This is a genomic window from Pseudarthrobacter sp. C4D7 (assembly GCF_013359725.1).
Taxonomy (GTDB): Bacteria; Actinomycetota; Actinomycetes; order Actinomycetales; family Micrococcaceae; genus Arthrobacter.
This window is the reverse complement of sequence record NZ_JABFMW010000002.1, coordinates 204578-219947: the sequence shown is the minus strand read 5'-3', so window position 1 is coordinate 219947 and position 15370 is coordinate 204578. Positions and strand designations below refer to the sequence as shown.

General features: G+C 66.6%; 12 protein-coding genes. 1 reads left to right on the top strand and 11 read right to left on the bottom strand.

All coding sequences use genetic code 11. The features are described 5' to 3' along the window. Positions 1 to 76 precede the first annotated feature (76 nt). Positions 77 to 1189: an MraY family glycosyltransferase gene (locus HNO81_RS02835; protein ID WP_175316620.1), complete on the bottom strand. Its 1113-nt coding sequence runs from the start codon at positions 1187 to 1189 to the stop codon at positions 77 to 79. A 293-nt stretch (positions 1190 to 1482) separates the two neighbouring features. Between HNO81_RS02835 and HNO81_RS02830 the strand changes: the two genes are divergently transcribed. Next, positions 1483 to 2379 carry a glycosyltransferase gene (locus HNO81_RS02830; protein ID WP_175316619.1) on the top strand — a complete coding sequence of 299 codons (897 nt, stop codon included), beginning with the start codon at positions 1483 to 1485 and terminating at the stop codon, positions 2377 to 2379. Between the two features lie 48 nt (positions 2380 to 2427). Here HNO81_RS02830 and HNO81_RS02825 read toward each other — a convergent pair whose 3' ends face one another. From HNO81_RS02825 to argS, 10 genes are all read right to left on the bottom strand, one after another. After that, the gene (locus tag HNO81_RS02825) at positions 2428 to 3195 is read right to left on the bottom strand and encodes a WecB/TagA/CpsF family glycosyltransferase (RefSeq protein WP_175316618.1); all 768 of its coding nucleotides are present in this window, start codon (positions 3193 to 3195) and stop codon (positions 2428 to 2430) included. Next, positions 3195 to 4016, bottom strand: a complete 822-nt coding sequence (locus HNO81_RS02820) for an L-threonylcarbamoyladenylate synthase (protein ID WP_175316617.1) — start codon at positions 4014 to 4016, stop codon at positions 3195 to 3197. The genes HNO81_RS02825 and HNO81_RS02820 overlap by 1 nt, the downstream gene beginning before the upstream one ends. Continuing rightward, entirely contained in the window at positions 4013 to 4912 is a 900-nt protein-coding gene (prmC, locus tag HNO81_RS02815) for a peptide chain release factor N(5)-glutamine methyltransferase (RefSeq protein ID WP_175316616.1), read from the bottom strand. The genes HNO81_RS02820 and prmC overlap by 4 nt, the downstream gene beginning before the upstream one ends. 16 nt (positions 4913 to 4928) lie before the next feature. Further along, entirely contained in the window at positions 4929 to 6002 is a 1074-nt protein-coding gene (gene prfA / locus HNO81_RS02810; RefSeq protein WP_175316615.1) for a peptide chain release factor 1, read from the bottom strand. Between the two features lie 230 nt (positions 6003 to 6232). Then, on the bottom strand, positions 6233 to 8350 hold the full coding sequence (gene rho / locus HNO81_RS02805; protein WP_175316614.1) for a transcription termination factor Rho: 2118 nt from the start codon (positions 8348 to 8350) through the stop codon (positions 6233 to 6235). A gap of 292 nt (positions 8351 to 8642) precedes the next feature. Further along, positions 8643 to 9617, bottom strand: a complete 975-nt coding sequence (gene thrB / locus HNO81_RS02800) for a homoserine kinase (RefSeq protein WP_175316613.1) — start codon at positions 9615 to 9617, stop codon at positions 8643 to 8645. 2 nt (positions 9618 to 9619) lie between these two features. Next, positions 9620 to 10726, bottom strand: a complete 1107-nt coding sequence (gene thrC, locus HNO81_RS02795; protein ID WP_175316612.1) for a threonine synthase — start codon at positions 10724 to 10726, stop codon at positions 9620 to 9622. Next, positions 10727 to 12043 carry a homoserine dehydrogenase gene (locus HNO81_RS02790; RefSeq protein ID WP_175316611.1) on the bottom strand — a complete coding sequence of 439 codons (1317 nt, stop codon included), beginning with the start codon at positions 12041 to 12043 and terminating at the stop codon, positions 10727 to 10729. Next, positions 12044 to 13516 carry a diaminopimelate decarboxylase gene (gene lysA, locus HNO81_RS02785; RefSeq protein WP_175316610.1) on the bottom strand — a complete coding sequence of 491 codons (1473 nt, stop codon included), beginning with the start codon at positions 13514 to 13516 and terminating at the stop codon, positions 12044 to 12046. It lies immediately after the preceding gene. Positions 13517 to 13522: 6 nt separating this feature from the next. Then, positions 13523 to 15187, bottom strand: coding sequence for an arginine--tRNA ligase (argS, locus tag HNO81_RS02780; protein WP_175316609.1), 1665 nt, complete (start codon positions 15185 to 15187; stop codon positions 13523 to 13525). Positions 15188 to 15370: the final 183 nt, after the last annotated feature.

Below are 15370 nucleotides of genomic sequence, written 5' to 3'. Positions count from 1 at the left end.
CAGGAGGCAGGGGGTGGAGTGGCAGCTTGGGCTGCCCCTAAATTCTACATGAGATAGAAATAATTCCGAACAGCTGTTACGCCGCGGTTTCCCCGTTGCCGCGGGACAGGTACGGCCACGCTGTCACGAGCCCCATGACCAACGTGGCAAAGATGTCCACGGCGAGGACGATGTGCCAGGGGAAGACAGCGAACGCCAGGCCACCGAAGGACAGGACGGCGGTCCAGAGGTACATCAGGATGACCGCAGTGCGGTGCGAGTAGCCGATGTCCAGCAGTTTGTGGTGCAGGTGTCCGCGGTCCGCGGACCAGGGAGACCGTCCACGGGCAGTCCGCCGCACGACCGCGAGTCCAAGGTCCAGCAGCGGAAGGAAGAGCACAGCGAAGGGAAGGAGGATGGGGATGATGGTGGAGATGCCGTTGGCACGGTCATAGAGGCCCGACGTGATTTGCCCTGTGGACACGATGCCCGCCGAGGCCATGAGGAGTCCGATCAGCATGGCGCCGGAGTCGCCCATGAAGATCTTCGACGGGAAAAAGTTGTGCGGCAGGAAGCCGAGGCAGCCACCCACCAGCACGGCGGTAATGAGGGTTGCCAGGTCTGAGTAGTCCAGGAGTACCGCATTCCGGTGCACCCAGTACGCGGTGAAGAAGAATGCCGTGCCGCCGATGATGGCCACACCTGCGGCGAGCCCGTCCAGTCCGTCGATGAAGTTGAAGGCGTTCATGGTGGTGACGATCAGCCCGGCCGTCAGCACGATCCGGAGCGTTCCATCCTCGAGGTAGATGGGCTCGGGAATCCAGGGGACGATGGTCATCTGGACCCCCCAGGTGGCCACCGTCAACGCGGCGACGCTCTGCCCGATCAGCTTTACCCACCAGCGGATGTCCAGGAGATCGTCCGCGACGCCCACCAGGACGATCACGGCAGCCCCGGCCAATACGCCCCAGGGTGAGAAGTTGTTACGGTAAATGTCCTTGACGAAGAAGGACTGGCTGGCCACGACCAGCGCCACCATGACCCCCAGGAAGATCGCCACCCCGCCGAGCCTGGACACCGGCGTGGAATGCATGTCGCGGCTGCGGATGGGCAGGTGCAGTTCCAGCCGGTGGCCAACGACACGGGCGCCCCAGGTCGCTGCGTAGGAGACGATGGCGGCGGTCAGCCCCATGAGCAGGTACATGATCATGGGACGGCAACCGCAACTGGAGTCAAGATGGAGGTGCCGGCGCCGTTCGGCTGCAGTGGCAGGCGGTTCCGGGTGTATGGGCTCACGGGCCGGGAATCTGTTCTTCGATAAATGAAACTTCTCCGTCGCCGAGCGCGGCAGGCAGTGCGCACAGACGTGCACGCAGCGCCTTACAGGGCTGTATTACAGTGGACTCTAGTCAAAGATACTAGTGCCACAGGCACCATGGCTCCGCGCCACACGGGCGCATGACCGGCGGGGAACTCCCTGGCAGCCATGCTGAAAGGACCCCCATGACCCCCCGCATTGCGGTTGCCGCCGTGACGTTTGACCGGCCCAAGGAACTCTCCGTCCTGCTGGATTCCATCAACGCCCAGAGCCGGCAGGTGGACACGATTTGCCTGGTGGACAGCGGTACCGTCCCGGCTGCGGAGGTAGCGGCGGCGCACCCCAACGTGGACTATGTCCGCTCCGAGGCGAACCTCGGCGGTGCCGGCGGTTTTGCACTCGCCGCGCTCAAGGCAGTGGCCAGCGGTGCCCGCTGGATCTGGTTGATGGACGACGACGCCGAACCGGCCGACCCGGAGTGCCTCGCCACGCTGCTTCGTGAGGCTGAGGCACGGGACCTGGAGGCGGTGGTCCCCCTGGTCACGGCGCCCGGCCATCCCGACCGGCTGTCCTTTTTCTTCCGCCTTGACGGCAAGGTCACGCACGACCGGGCCGAGGTTGAGAAGCTCGGGTTCCTGGCGAACGATGGCCATTTTTTCAACGGTGCGCTGATCCGCTCTGATGTGTTCTTCAAGGTGGGCCTGCCGGACATGCGCCTGTTCATCCGCGGCGACGAGGTTGATTTCACCATCCGGCTGCGCAAGGCCGGAATCCGGTTCGGGACGGTGACCACTACCGCCATCACGCACCCGCACGCCTTCAGTGAAACGCAGCATGTCTACGGCGCACGCTGGCACGTGATCGTGCCGGACTCCGCTTTCAAGCGCTACTACTATTACCGGAACCGCGGCTACCTCATCCGCCGCTATGTCCGGGTGCGTTCATTGGTGGCGGACGTCGGCGGCTACGCGGGCTACTTCCTGCAGCGCCGCGATCTTCCAGGGTTCCTGGGGTGGGCGCGTTCGTTCAGCCTCGGACTACGGGGCAAGGGCTTCGCCCCGCTGGAAGACCAGAAGTTCTAGGCGGGAGCCTGCGCTGCGCCGGGCACGCCGCGGACCTGTCCAGCCCGGCTACTTGCCGGGCCGGGTCCTGCCGAGTTTCCGGCCGGCCAGGAGCCACAGCAGGACCCACGGCTCCCCCAGCACGCGGTAGGCCACGCGGCGGGGGTGCAGGAGCAGGCGCCAGGCCCATTCCAGGCCCATCCTTCCCAGCCACCGCGGGGCAAGCTTCTGGACGCCCGCCAACTGTTCGATGGCGCCGCCCACGGCGCAGTACACGGCAGGGGGCATCCCGGCCAGCCGCCGCTGCAGCACTTCCTCCTGGAGCGGCATGCCCAGCCCGAACAGCACCAGCTGCGGCTGCTCACGGTGAAGCCAGGCAACGGCGTCCTCTTCCAGTGCAGGACCCCATCCTTCGCCGGGAAAGCCTGACACGCGGGCGCCCGGAACGATCTGCTGCAGCCTGCTGACTGCCCCCGCGTTCGCCTCCGCACCGGCCCCGATCACGGCAATCCGTTCCAGGCCGTGCACCTGGTGCAGCGCCGGCAGCCAGTCAGTTGACCCCAGCCGGTAATCCATGACGGGGCCTTCGGCTTTGCCGGTCCTCCCCCACAGCCACAGTACGGGTGCGCCGTCGAGCAGCACGATGTCGCTGTTGTCGTAGAGGCTACGGAAGCCGTCGTCGGACAGGGTAAGCGTGACGCTGTGCAGGTTATGGCCCAGGACGGTGTGGGTGCCGCCCTCCGCGATGAACCTGGTGAGTTCCGCGACCAGTTCCTGGACCCGCAGCGGAGTGGCGTGAACGCCCAGGACAGGAATCTGCTGGCGCTCCAGTGTCATCAAGGCTGCTGGTTCCCCGCCGGGCCCGCGTCCGGCTGGCCGGCATCGTCCGTGCCCGTGCCGGCCTGCACCGCGTCAGCCGGTCCAGCATTGGTTGCTTCGGTGCCTTCCGGCTCAGTGCTGGCGGTTTCGGGGCGGGCTTCGTCTTCGGCCATGGGGATTTCTCCCAGGCCCAGCACGCCGGGGACGTGCTCCCGGAGTTGGTCCAGGCTCACGGCACCGTTGCGCACCACGCGCAGGATGGGGCCGGTGGCGTCGACGATCGTGGACGGCACCCCGGCTTCGCCCTCCAGGGGACGCTGGCCGCCTTCGAGGTACACCTCCACGGATTCGGCCAGCTGTTCGCGGGCGGCAGCCGCGGTCTGGGCGGCGGCCTGTCCGGTGCGGTTGGCGGAGGAGACTGCGAGGGGGCCCGTGAGGGTCAGCAGTTCCAGGGCGACCTCGTCGGCGGGCATCCGCAGCGCCACGGTCCCCTTGGTTTCGCCGAGGTCCCAGTCCAGGGACGGCTGTGCGTGCAGGATCAGCGTCAAGCCGCCGGGCCAGAAGGCTTCCGCCAGCTTGCGTGCGTCCGCGGAGACGTCCGTGGCCAGTCCGTCCAGGGCGTTAATGCGCGGGATGAGGACGGGCGGCGGCATGGTGCGGCTGCGCCCCTTGGATACCAGCAGCATGGTGACGGCCTGCGGCGAGAAGGCATCTGCGCCGATCCCGTACACCGTGTCCGTGGGAAGCACGACGCACTTCTTTTCGCTGATGGCACGCTGGGCGTCTTCGAGGCCCCGGGCCCGCTCGTCCTCGGTGGTGCAGTCATATGTTGTGGTCACTGGCCCATTCTTTCATTCCGTGTGGCCTGGTCCTTGAGCACGGCGCTCGTGGCGCGTTCCTTGCCGTTGAGGTCCAGGTGCGTTGTGATGGCCGTCCAAGCTCCGGTCCTGGAAAGCATTGCGGCAATCCACCCGGCCTGGACTTCCGCGTGTTCCATGACAAAGTAGCCCCCGGGACGGAGCAGCCTGGCAGCGGAAGCCGCAGCCGCCGTCGGAAGTTCCATGCCGTCCGCTCCCCCGCCGTACAAGGCCTCCGGCGGGTCGTGCAGGGCAACTTCGGGTTCGTTGGGGGTGGCTTCCGCGGGGATGTACGGCGGGTTGGACACCACGACGTCGGCGGTTCCGTTCAGCTCCGGGAAGGCGTCGCGCAGGTCCCCCAGGACAAGGTTGACGCCCAGGGGCGCCAGGTTCTTCGCCGCCCAGGCGTGGGCGAACGGGCTGAACTCGACGGCGTGCACCTCGGCTCCGGGGATCTCCGAGGCGAGCGAGCCGGCGATGGCACCGGAACCCGTTCCCAGGTCCACTATGCGCGGGCTGTCCATGCCGCGGACGTGGTCGATGGCCAGCTGGACGACGGATTCGGTCTCCGGACGCGGGATGAACACTCCGGGGCCCACCGCCAGCTCCAGGTAGCGGAAGTACGCCACCCCGGTGATGTGCTGCAACGGGATGCGCCGGGCACGTTCGGCGACGAGTTCTGCGTATCCCTGGGGAGCACGAGTGTCACCGAGCATCAGGGAGCGCAGGCGTCCGAGTCCGACGTTCAGGAGATGGTCCGCCAGGAGCTCTGCGTCCGCCCGGGGACTGGGAACACCGGCCTCCCCCAGGAGGGCCGCAGCCTCACGGACGGCATCGCCCAGGCTCTGGGCGGGCACCGGAGAGGTGGGCTCGGTCATGGAATGCAGCCTCCGGTTAGTCGCCGATGGCGTCGAGCCGGGCCTGCTCATCCATCTCGATGGCGGACTGGATGACCGGTTCGAGGTCACCGTTCATGACCTGGTCCAGGTTGTAGGCCTTGTAGCCGGTCCGGTGGTCCGCAATCCGGTTCTCGGGGTAGTTGTAGGTGCGGATGCGCTCGGAGCGGTCCATGGTGCGGATCTGGGACTTGCGCTGTTCGGAGTTGGCAGCGTCGATCTGCTCCTGCTGGTGCGCCAGGATGCGGGCGCGGAGGACGCGCATGCCGGCTTCGCGGTTCTGCAGCTGCGATTTCTCGTTCTGCATGGCGACGACGATGCCGGTGGGAAGGTGCGTGATGCGGACCGCGGAGTCCGTGGTGTTCACGGACTGGCCACCGGGGCCCGAGGACCGGTAGACGTCGATCTTGAGGTCGTTCTGGTTGATTTCGAGCTCTTCGGGTTCGTCCACTTCGGGCAGCACCAGCACGCCGGCGGCGGAAGTGTGGATGCGGCCCTGCGACTCGGTGACGGGCACGCGCTGGACGCGGTGCACGCCGCCTTCGAACTTGAGCCGGGCGTAGACGCCCTCGGCGGGGTCGTTGGAGTTGCCCTTGACGGCCATCTGGACGTCCTTGTAGCCGCCCAGGTCCGATTCGGTGGCGGAGATGATTTCGGTCTTCCAGCCGCGGGATTCCGCGTAGCGGGTGTACATGCGCAGCAGGTCGCCGGCGAACAGGGCAGCCTCGTCGCCGCCTTCACCGCCCTTGACCTCAAGGATCACGTTGCGGGCATCGTCCGGGTCGCGGGGAATCAGCAGGCGGCGCAGCCTGGCAGCGGCAGTTTCCAGCGCGGCTTCGAGCTCAGGCACCTCGGCAGCGAACTCGGGATCCTCGGCAGCCATTTCCTTGGCCGCGGAGAGGTCATCCCGGATGCCTTCCCACTTGTGGTAGGCCTCAACGATGCCATTGAGCTGAGCCGACCGCCGCCCAAGCTTCCGGGCCAGCCTCTGGTCAGCATAAACAGCAGGATCCCCCAGCTGCGCCTGGATGGAGTCATGCTCATCAAGCAGGCCCTGTACGGACTCAAACATCTATAAACCTCTTTCGACTTGTACAAGTCTAGTAACAAACAAAACCGGGACAGCGGCTGGTGGCTTAACGACAAAGCCGCACGGATTTTTCCGCCCCGGGAGTGGCATCGGGCCTGCCGAAGCTGGGAGGCTGACGATCGAAGATCGACAGCCTCCCAGCGTAGGGGCGGGGGCGGAAAAATCCGTGCGGCGTCGGCACCGGGGCAGCAGATCAGCCGCGCCCCTGAGCCTTATTTGTCGTTATCCGACTTCGCACCAAGCGTCGTCTTCTGGACCTGCATGAGGAACTCGACGTTGCTCTGGGTTTCCCGGATCTTGTTGGTGAGCAGTTCAAGGCTCTGCTGGGTCTCGAGTCCGGAGAGGACGCGGCGCAGCTTCCACATGATCTTGACCTCTTCGGGCGAGAGCAGGTTCTCTTCGCGGCGGGTACCGGATGCGTTGACATCCACGGCCGGGAAGATGCGCTTGTCTGCCAGCTGGCGGGACAGGCGGAGTTCCATGTTGCCGGTGCCCTTGAACTCTTCGAAGATGACCTCGTCCATCTTGGAGCCGGTCTCGACGAGCGCGGTGGCCAGGATGGTGAGCGAGCCGCCGTTTTCGATGTTGCGGGCGGCGCCGAAGAAGCGCTTGGGCGGGTACAGCGCGGCGGAGTCCACGCCACCGGACAGGATGCGGCCGGAGGCCGGTGCTGCCAGGTTGTAGGCGCGGCCCAGGCGGGTCATGGAGTCCAGCAGAACCACCACGTCCATGCCCATTTCCACGAGGCGCTTGGCGCGTTCGATGGAGAGTTCGGCCACGGTGGTGTGGTCGTCGGCGGGACGGTCGAAGGTGGAGGCGATGACCTCACCCTTGACGGTGCGCTGCATGTCCGTGACTTCTTCGGGCCGTTCGTCAACCAGCACCATCATGAGGTGGACCTCAGGGTTGTTGGTGGTGATGGCGTTGGCGATGGACTGCAGGATGAGCGTCTTGCCGGCCTTGGGCGGGGAGACGATCAGGCCGCGCTGGCCCTTGCCGATCGGTGCCACGAGGTCGATGACGCGGGGACCGATCTTCTTGGGGTCGGTCTCGAGGCGCAGTCGCTCCGACGGGTAGAGCGGAACGAGCTTGGCGAACTCGACGCGGTCCTTGAGCTCTTCGGGCGTCTTGCCGTTGACGGACGTGACGCGGACCAGGGCGTTGAACTTCTGGCGGGTGGACTGCTGGTTGCGGTCTTCGCCTTCACGCGGTGCCCGGATGGCGCCGACAACGGCGTCGCCCTTGCGCAGGTTGTACTTCTTTACCTGGGCCAGGGAGACGTAGACGTCGTTGGGGCCGGGAAGGTAACCGGAGGTGCGGATGAACGCGTAGTTCTCCAGGACGTCGAGAATGCCGGCGACCGGCAGCAGGACGTCGTCGTCGGTGACCTCGACGTCGTCCACGTCCGGGCCCTGGTTGCGGCCGCGGCGGCGGTCGTTCCGGTCGCGGAAGCGGTCGTTGCGGGAGTTGTCCCGGTCCTGGCCGCCGGAGCGGTCGTTCCGGTCGTTCCGGTCGCGGCGGTTACGGCGGTTGCGGCGGCTTCCGCCGTCGGAGTCGTCGTTGTCGCGGTTGTCCCGGCCGCCGTCGCGCTGGCCTGCGTCGCGGCTGCCGGCGTTGTCGCGGTTGCCGTCGGAATCGCGGCTGTTGTCACGGCTGCGGGTGCGGCCGCCGTCACGGCGCTCGGTGCGCTGGCCGGCGTCGCCCGCTTCCGGGGAAGTTTCGGTGCGCTGTTCGCCGCCACGCTGTTCCGCGGCCGGCTGCTCTGCCGGGGTTTCCACCGGGGCTTCCTGGACGGAGGCGGCGGCTTCGCCGCGGCGGCGGTTACGGGTGCGCGGCTGGCGGCGCTCGGTGGCGCCTTCCGGTGCCTCGGTGGTTTCCGCGGGGGCGGCCGACGGCGCCTCTACAGTTGCGGCAGCAGGTGCTGCAGCGTTCTCGACGACGGCAGCGTCGGTTGCCGGGGCAACCACGCCGTCGCTGACAGCGCGGCGGCTGCGGCCGCGTCCACGGGCACGGGTGCCTTCCGCGGCGGGAGCTTCAGCTGCGGCAGCTTCCGGCGCGGCTGCGGGAGCCACGCTGCTTTCCGGAGCCTTTTCTGCAGATTTCGCAGGAGTCTTGACGGTCAGGGTCCCGGCACGGTGGGCGGAGATGGCCGAAACCAGGTCCCCCTTGCGCATGCGGGAGCCGCCGGAGATACCGAGCTGGCTGGCGAGGGCCTGCAGCTGGGCGAGCTTCAGGCCGGCGAGGCCGCTGCTCTTGGCGGGTGCGGCCGATGATTCGGCAGCAGAAGATGTGTGGTCCACAGCTGGCGACAGCTCAGTGGTTTCGGTCACGAAGGATCCTTCCCCCTCGACGGCGTCCAGACTGGGAGCTGGACGCGATGATTTGATCTGGGCTGCAGTTCAGATCTGCAGCCGGATTTCAGCCTTGCCGGTTGGATTTCGGCCAGCAGGGCCGGATACTGATTCGCCTTGCGCTGCGCCCACGGCGCAACGCCTGGCTGACGCTTCAGGGGCAGTTGGATGCTGCAGATTCCTGCGACAGACCAAGCAGGCGGCACCGGAATATATTCACAGTGATAGATCAAAGAGCAACTGAATGCAGGAGCAGATCAGATAGGCGGAATTACCGCCGGTGCACGTCCACCTTAGCACCTTCAACGTCCACTGCGAGCTTCAGCACGCGCCAGCCAACCTCCGGCGTGTTCTCTGCGGTAAAGGCCTCAATGAAGGCCAGCGCATCACTGGCTTGCGCTTCACCATTGGCCAGCACCAGGACGGTTGGCCCGGCGCCGGAAACCACTGCTGCATAGCCTGCTTTGCGGAGTGCGCCGATCAGTGCCGCCGAGGGCCGCATGGCCTCCGCGCGGTAGCTCTGGTGCAGGTAATCCTCGGTGCCCGGAAGCAGGAACTCAGGCTTCTGCGTCAGCGCATGGATCAGCAGTGCCGCGCGGCCCGAGTTCATCGCCGCCGCGTGGTGTCCCACGGAGGCTGGCAGCAGCGCGCGGGCTGCCTCGGTGGAGAGCTCGAAGTCGGGAACCGCAACGATGGGGGTGATGGATCCGGCAACCGTGGCACTGGTGCTGCTGTACTGCTCACTGTCCTGCCATGAGAGCGCCAGTCCGCCGAAAATCGCGGGTGCGACGTTGTCCGGGTGGCCTTCCATCTCGCTGGTGAGCTGCAGGATCCAGTCCCGGCCGCGCTGGCTGTCCTGCGGGACCATGGCATTTGCGGCCGACACAGCCGCCACGACCGCCGAGGCGGACGAGCCCAGTCCCCTGCCGTGCGGGTTGACGTTTTCGGCGGTCACCTTCAGGCCGCCGTGGCGGAACCCCAACCGTTCGAAGGCCGCCTCCATGGCACGGACCACCAGATGGCTGGCATCGCGTGGCAGTGTGTCTGCGCCTTCACCGGTCAACTCAAAGACGAGTTCGTCCGTGTCCAGGCTTTCCACGGTCAGGGTGTCGTGCAGGGCCAGGGCAAGCCCCAGGCTGTCGTAGCCGGGGCCGAGGTTGGCCGTGGTGGCGGGAACCCGGACTGTGACGCGCTGGCCCGGCTCAATCAGTTGCAGTCCAACGGCGGCCTGCGAGGTGGTGTCCACGGTTATTTTTCTTCCAGTCCCAGTTCAGCTGCAACGGTAACGACGTCGTTGGGAACCTTGACCGGCTGCACATCGCTGCCGTCCTCGGTGCGCAGGGCCCACTGGGGGTCCTTCAGTCCGTGGCCGGTGACCGTTATGACGATGGTCTTTCCGCTGGGGACTTCGCCGGCTGCGTGCTTCTTGAGCAGGCCCGCCACACCGGCGGCCGAACCCGGCTCCACGAAGACGCCTTCCCTGGATGACAGCCAGCGGTGGGCGTTCAGGATTTCTTCGTCGGTGACGGCCTCGATGAGTCCGCCGGACTCGTCACGGGCCCCCACGGCACCTTCCCAGGACGCAGGGTTTCCGATGCGGATGGCGGTGGCGATGGTATCCGGTTCCGTAATGGGGTGGCCCGCCACGAAGGGCGCAGCACCGGCGGCCTGGAAGCCCCACATTGCAGGCGTCCTGGTGGACACGGCCGGAAGCGTGCCGGCCGTTTCGGATTCGTAGGGCGCGGAGTATTCCTTGTAGCCCTTCCAGTAGGCCGTGATGTTGCCGGCGTTGCCAACGGGCAGGACGTGGATGTCCGGCGCGTCACCCAGCGAATCGACCACTTCGAAAGCGCCGGTCTTCTGGCCCTGGATACGGGCGGGGTTGACGGAGTTCACCAGGAAGACGGGGTAGGACTCCCCCAGCTTGCGGGCGATGTCCAGGCAGTTGTCGAAGTTGCCGTCCACCTGGAGCAGGGTGGCTCCGTGGGCGATGGCCTGGCTGAGCTTGCCCATGGAGATCTTGCCTTCAGGCACCAGGACGGCGCATTTCAGGCCGGCTGCCGTGGCGTAGGCGGCAGCGGACGCCGACGTGTTGCCGGTGGAAGCGCACACCACGGCTTTTGCGCCGGAGGCAACTGCTGCCGTCATGGCCATGGTCATGCCACGGTCCTTGAAGGAGCCGGTGGGGTTCATGCCTTCCACCTTGAGGTAGACCTCTGAACCGGTGAGTTCGGAGAGCTTCTGCGCGTGTACCAGCGGGGTGCCGCCCTCGCCCAGGGTGATGACCCGGGTGGACTCCGTCACGGGAAGACGGTCAGCGTATTCGCGGATGACACCGCGCCATTGGTGAGCCACTTAGACTCCTTCTACCCGCAAAACGGATGTAACTGAATTGATGACGTCCAGGCCCTTCACGGCCTCGACGGTGGCCGCAAGGGCGGCCTCTGACGCGCGGTGGGTAACGATCCGCAGTTCGGCCGACTCCACGTTGGAAGCTGAATCCCTGTGGATGGTCTGCCGCATGATTTCGATGGACACGCCCTGCTCGGCGAACAGCTGTGCGATCTTCGCCAGGACGCCGGGCTGGTCGGCGACGTCCAAGCCGATGTAGTAGCTGGTGGTGGCGGCATCGATGGACAGCGCGGGCACGTGGCCCGTGGTGGTTTCGGTCCGTCCGGGACCGCCCAGGACCAGGCGCCGGGCTGCCGAGACAAGGTCGCCCAGGACGGCGGATGCGGTGGGGGTGCCACCGGCGCCCTGGCCGTAGAACATCAGCTCACCGGCGTTTTCGGCCTCGATGAACACAGCGTTGAAGGCGCCCCGGACAGCGGCCAGCGGGTGTTCGCGGGGCAGCAGGGTGGGGTGCACGCGGACGGACACGCCTTCCTTGCCGTCGGCGCCGGTCAGTTTCTCCGCGATGGCCAGCAGCTTGATGACGAAGCCGGCGTCTTTCGCGGCGGCGATGTCCGCGGCACTGACCGAGGTGATTCCCTCGCAGTGGACGTCGTCCAGGGAGAAGCGGGTGTGGAAAGACAGCGACGCCAGGATGGCGGCCTTTGCGGCGGCGTCGTGGCCTTCGACGTCGGCTGTGGGGTCCGCTTCGGCGTAGCCAAGGCGCTGGGCTTCCGCGAGGGCGTCGGCGAATTGGGCACCGGTGGAGTCCATCTGGTCAAGGATGAAGTTGGTGGTGCCGTTGACGATGCCCAGCACGCGGGTGATCCGGTCGCCGGAGAGGCTGTCGCGGATGGGACGCAGGATGGGGATGGCACCGGCCACCGCGGCCTCGTAGGACAGCTGGACGCCGGCTTTGTCCGCTTCTTCGTAGAGCGTGGGGCCGTCCTGGGCCAGGAGTGCCTTGTTGCCGGTGACAACGCAGGCGCCGTTGCGCAGCGCGGAGAGGATCAGGGTGCGGGCAGGCTCGATGCCGCCCATCAGTTCAATCACCAGGTCCGCGTCCTTGACGAGGGTTTCGGCATCGGTGGTGAAGAGCTCCTGCGGCAGGTCCACGTCGCGGGCCGCGTTGACGTTGCGCACGGCGATGCCGCTGAGCTGCAGGCGGGCACCGGTGCGGGCAGCGAGGGCGTCGGCGTCCTCAATGAGGATCCGCGCAACCTGGGCTCCAACGTTGCCACAGCCCAGCAGGGCTACTTTCAGCGTTCGCATTTCCGTCATTCAGGCTCCCATGTCGCGGTTCAGCAGATCTTCTTCGGTTTCCCCGCGGACAATCAGCCGGGAAGATCCGTCGCGCACCGCGACAACGCCCGGCCGGGCCAGATAGTTGTAGTTGCTCGAGAGGGCCCAGCAGTAGGCGCCGGTCCCCGGTACAGCAAGCAGATCACCGGCTGCCACGTCCTCGGGCAGATATACATCTCTAACAACTATGTCGCCGCTCTCGCAATGTTTGCCCACTACGCGGGACAGCTGCGGGGCGGCGTTGGAGGTGCGGGAGGCCAGGACGGCCGAATAATCCGCGTCGTACAGCACCGGTCGGGCGTTATCGCTCATGCCGCCGTCCACCGAAACATACCGGCGGGGATACGTAACGTTGTCGCCCGCATCACCGTCACCGGAGGTGCCGGGTGCGTCCACGCGGACCGTCTTCAGCGTCCCCACCTCGTACAACGTGAAGGTGGTGCTGCCCACGATGGCGCGTCCCGGTTCGATGGAGATGCGCGGCGCGTCGATGCCAAGCTCTGCGCAGGTGGAACGCACGACGGCGGCCATCGCGTTGGCGATCTCAGCGGCAGGGCGCGGGGTGTCCACCGGCGTGTAGGCGATCCCGTAGCCGCCGCCGAGGTCCAGTTCCGGCAGGGTGATGGAGTACTTTTCCTGCATGGCGGCCAGGAAGCGCAGCAGCTTCTCGGCAGCGAGGGCAAAGCCATCTGGTTCGAAAATCTGGGATCCGATGTGGCAGTGCAGGCCCAGCAGCTCGATGCCGGGATGCGCTGTTGCGGCGGCCACCGCTTCCTCGGCGGCGGAAATGCCCGCTTCATCGGTGGTGTCGGCAGCCATGGAGAGGCCAAACTTCTGGTCCTCGTGGGCGGTGGCAATGAATTCGTGGGTGTGGGCATGCACGCCGGGGGTGAGCCGCAGCATCACCTTCGCCTGCTCCCCGCGCCCCTCCGCGATCGCACCGACGCGCGCCAGCTCATCGAGGCTGTCCACCACGATCCGCCCCAGGCCCATGTCCAGCGCCCTGTGGATCTCGCCGTCGGACTTGTTGTTGCCGTGCAGGGCGACGTCGGCCCCGGGAATTCCGGCGCGGTAGGCCACCGCGAGTTCGCCGCCCGAAGCCGTGTCCAGCCGCAGCCCTTCCTCCTCCACCCAGCGGACCACCGCGGTGCAGAGGAACGACTTGCCGGCATAGTAGACATCCACGCCCCCGCAGATGTCCGCGAAGGCGTCGTTGAAGGCGTCGCTGAATGCCCTGGCCCGGGCACGGAAGTCGTTCTCGCTCATCACGAAGAGCGGCGTCCCGTATTGCCGCTGCAACTCTCTGACGGGAATGCCGCCGATGGCGAGTTCACCGTCAGCGTTGCGCGCTGCGTCACCGGCCCACATCGGCTCGTGGAGGGCGTTGAGGTCTTCCGGAACGGCAAGCCACTCCGGGGCAAGCGGAGATCCCTGGGCTGCTGTGTGCGTCATGGGTCCCTACATCCGTTCCGGCGCGGAAACGCCCAGGAGGTCAAGGCCGTTGGCCAGTACCTGACTGGTGGCGTCATTGAGCCAGAGCCGCGTGCGGTTGACATCGGTGACGGACTCTTCGCCCATCGGGGCAATGCGGCAGGCGTCATACCAGCGGTGGTAGGCGCCGGCGATGGCCTCGAGGTGCCGTGCAACCCGGTGCGGTTCGCGCAGCTCCGCGGCTTTGGCCACGATCGACGGGTAGCTGCCGAGGTAGGACAGAAGCTCATTTTCCGTGGCGTGGTCAAGGAGGGAAGCGTCGAAGCTGTCCTGGCCGTCCACCTGGCGTTCCACACCGGCGGCTACCGCGTTGCGCGCGGCGCCGCGGGAACGGGCGTGGGCGTACTGGACGTAGAACACGGGGTTCTCGTTGCTGTGCTTCTTCAGCAGCTCCGGATCAAGCGTCAACGGCGAATCGGCCGGGAACCGGGCCAGGGAGTAGCGGACGGCATCCTTGCCCAGCCACTCGATCAGGTCCTTGAGCTCGATGATGTTGCCGGCGCGCTTGGACAGCTTGGCTCCGTTGACGGACACCAGCTGGCCGATCAGCACTTCGATGTTGACCTCGGGATCATCCCCGGCCGCGGCCGCAATGGCCTTGAGCCGGTTGATGTAGCCGTGGTGGTCGGCGCCCAGGAGGTAGATCTTCTCCGTGAAGCCGCGGTCCTTCTTGGACAGGTAGTAGGCGGCGTCCGCGGCGAAGTAGGTGGGCTCGCCGTTGGCGCGGATCATGACCCGGTCCTTGTCATCGCCAAAGTCCGTGGTCCGGAGCCAGACCGCGCCGCCGTCGTCGAACACGTGGCCCTGTTCGCGAAGGCGCGCCACGGCACTCTCGATGGCGCCGGCGTCGTGCAGTTCCTGCTCGGAGAAGAAGACGTCGAACTCGACGCCGAAGTCCGCCAGGGTGGCCTTGATGTCCTTCATCTGGGCCTCATACGCGGCCGCACGGATGACCGGCAGGGCCGCGACTTCGGTGAGCTCGCGGATGTCCGGGTGCGCGGTGAGGACTTCGTGGCCCAGTTCGGCGATGTACTGGCCCGGGTAGCCCCCGTCCGGTACCGGAAGTCCGTGCAGGCGGGAGTAGACGGAGTTGGCGAAGGTGTTCATCTGCGAGCCGGCGTCGTTGATGTAGTACTCGGCCGTCACGTCCGCGCCGGACGCCCGCAGCACGCGGGCGATCGAATCGCCCAGGGCTGCCCAGCGGGTGTGCCCGATGTGCAGCGGCCCGGTGGGGTTCGCGGAGACGAACTCCATGTTGACGGTGCGGCCGGCGAGCGCGGTGTTGGTGCCGTACTCCTTGCCGGCCTCGACGATGGCCTTGGCCAGGGCACCGGCGGCTGCAGCGTCAACGGTGATGTTCAGGAAGCCCGGGCCGGCGATATCCACGGCGGAGACGCCGTCGATGGACTTGAGCCGGCTGCTGAGGACGGCGGCGAATTCACGCGGGTTGGTCCCGGCCTGCTTGGCGAGCTGGAGGGCGATGTTGGTGGCCCAGTCTCCGTGGTCCCGGTTCTTGGGCCGCTCCACGCGCACCTCAGCCGGAATGGCTGATGCCGCAAGGGCAATATCGCCGGCGGCGACGGCGTCCTTGAGGCAGGCGGATATGGCGAGGGAAAGTTCTTCGGGAGTCACCCCTCTAGCCTACCGGGGGGCAGTGACAGCAAAGAATTTGGCGGCCCTGAACCTGGTACGGCGTCATGGAGACGAACGTTCCAAGCCGGTTCCGTGAACCATTCGGCGGGATCCGGCGTTGTCTAAACCGTAGCCACTGCCGGAACAGCCCAAGTGAAACGAGAGCCTTCATGAGACCCTCCA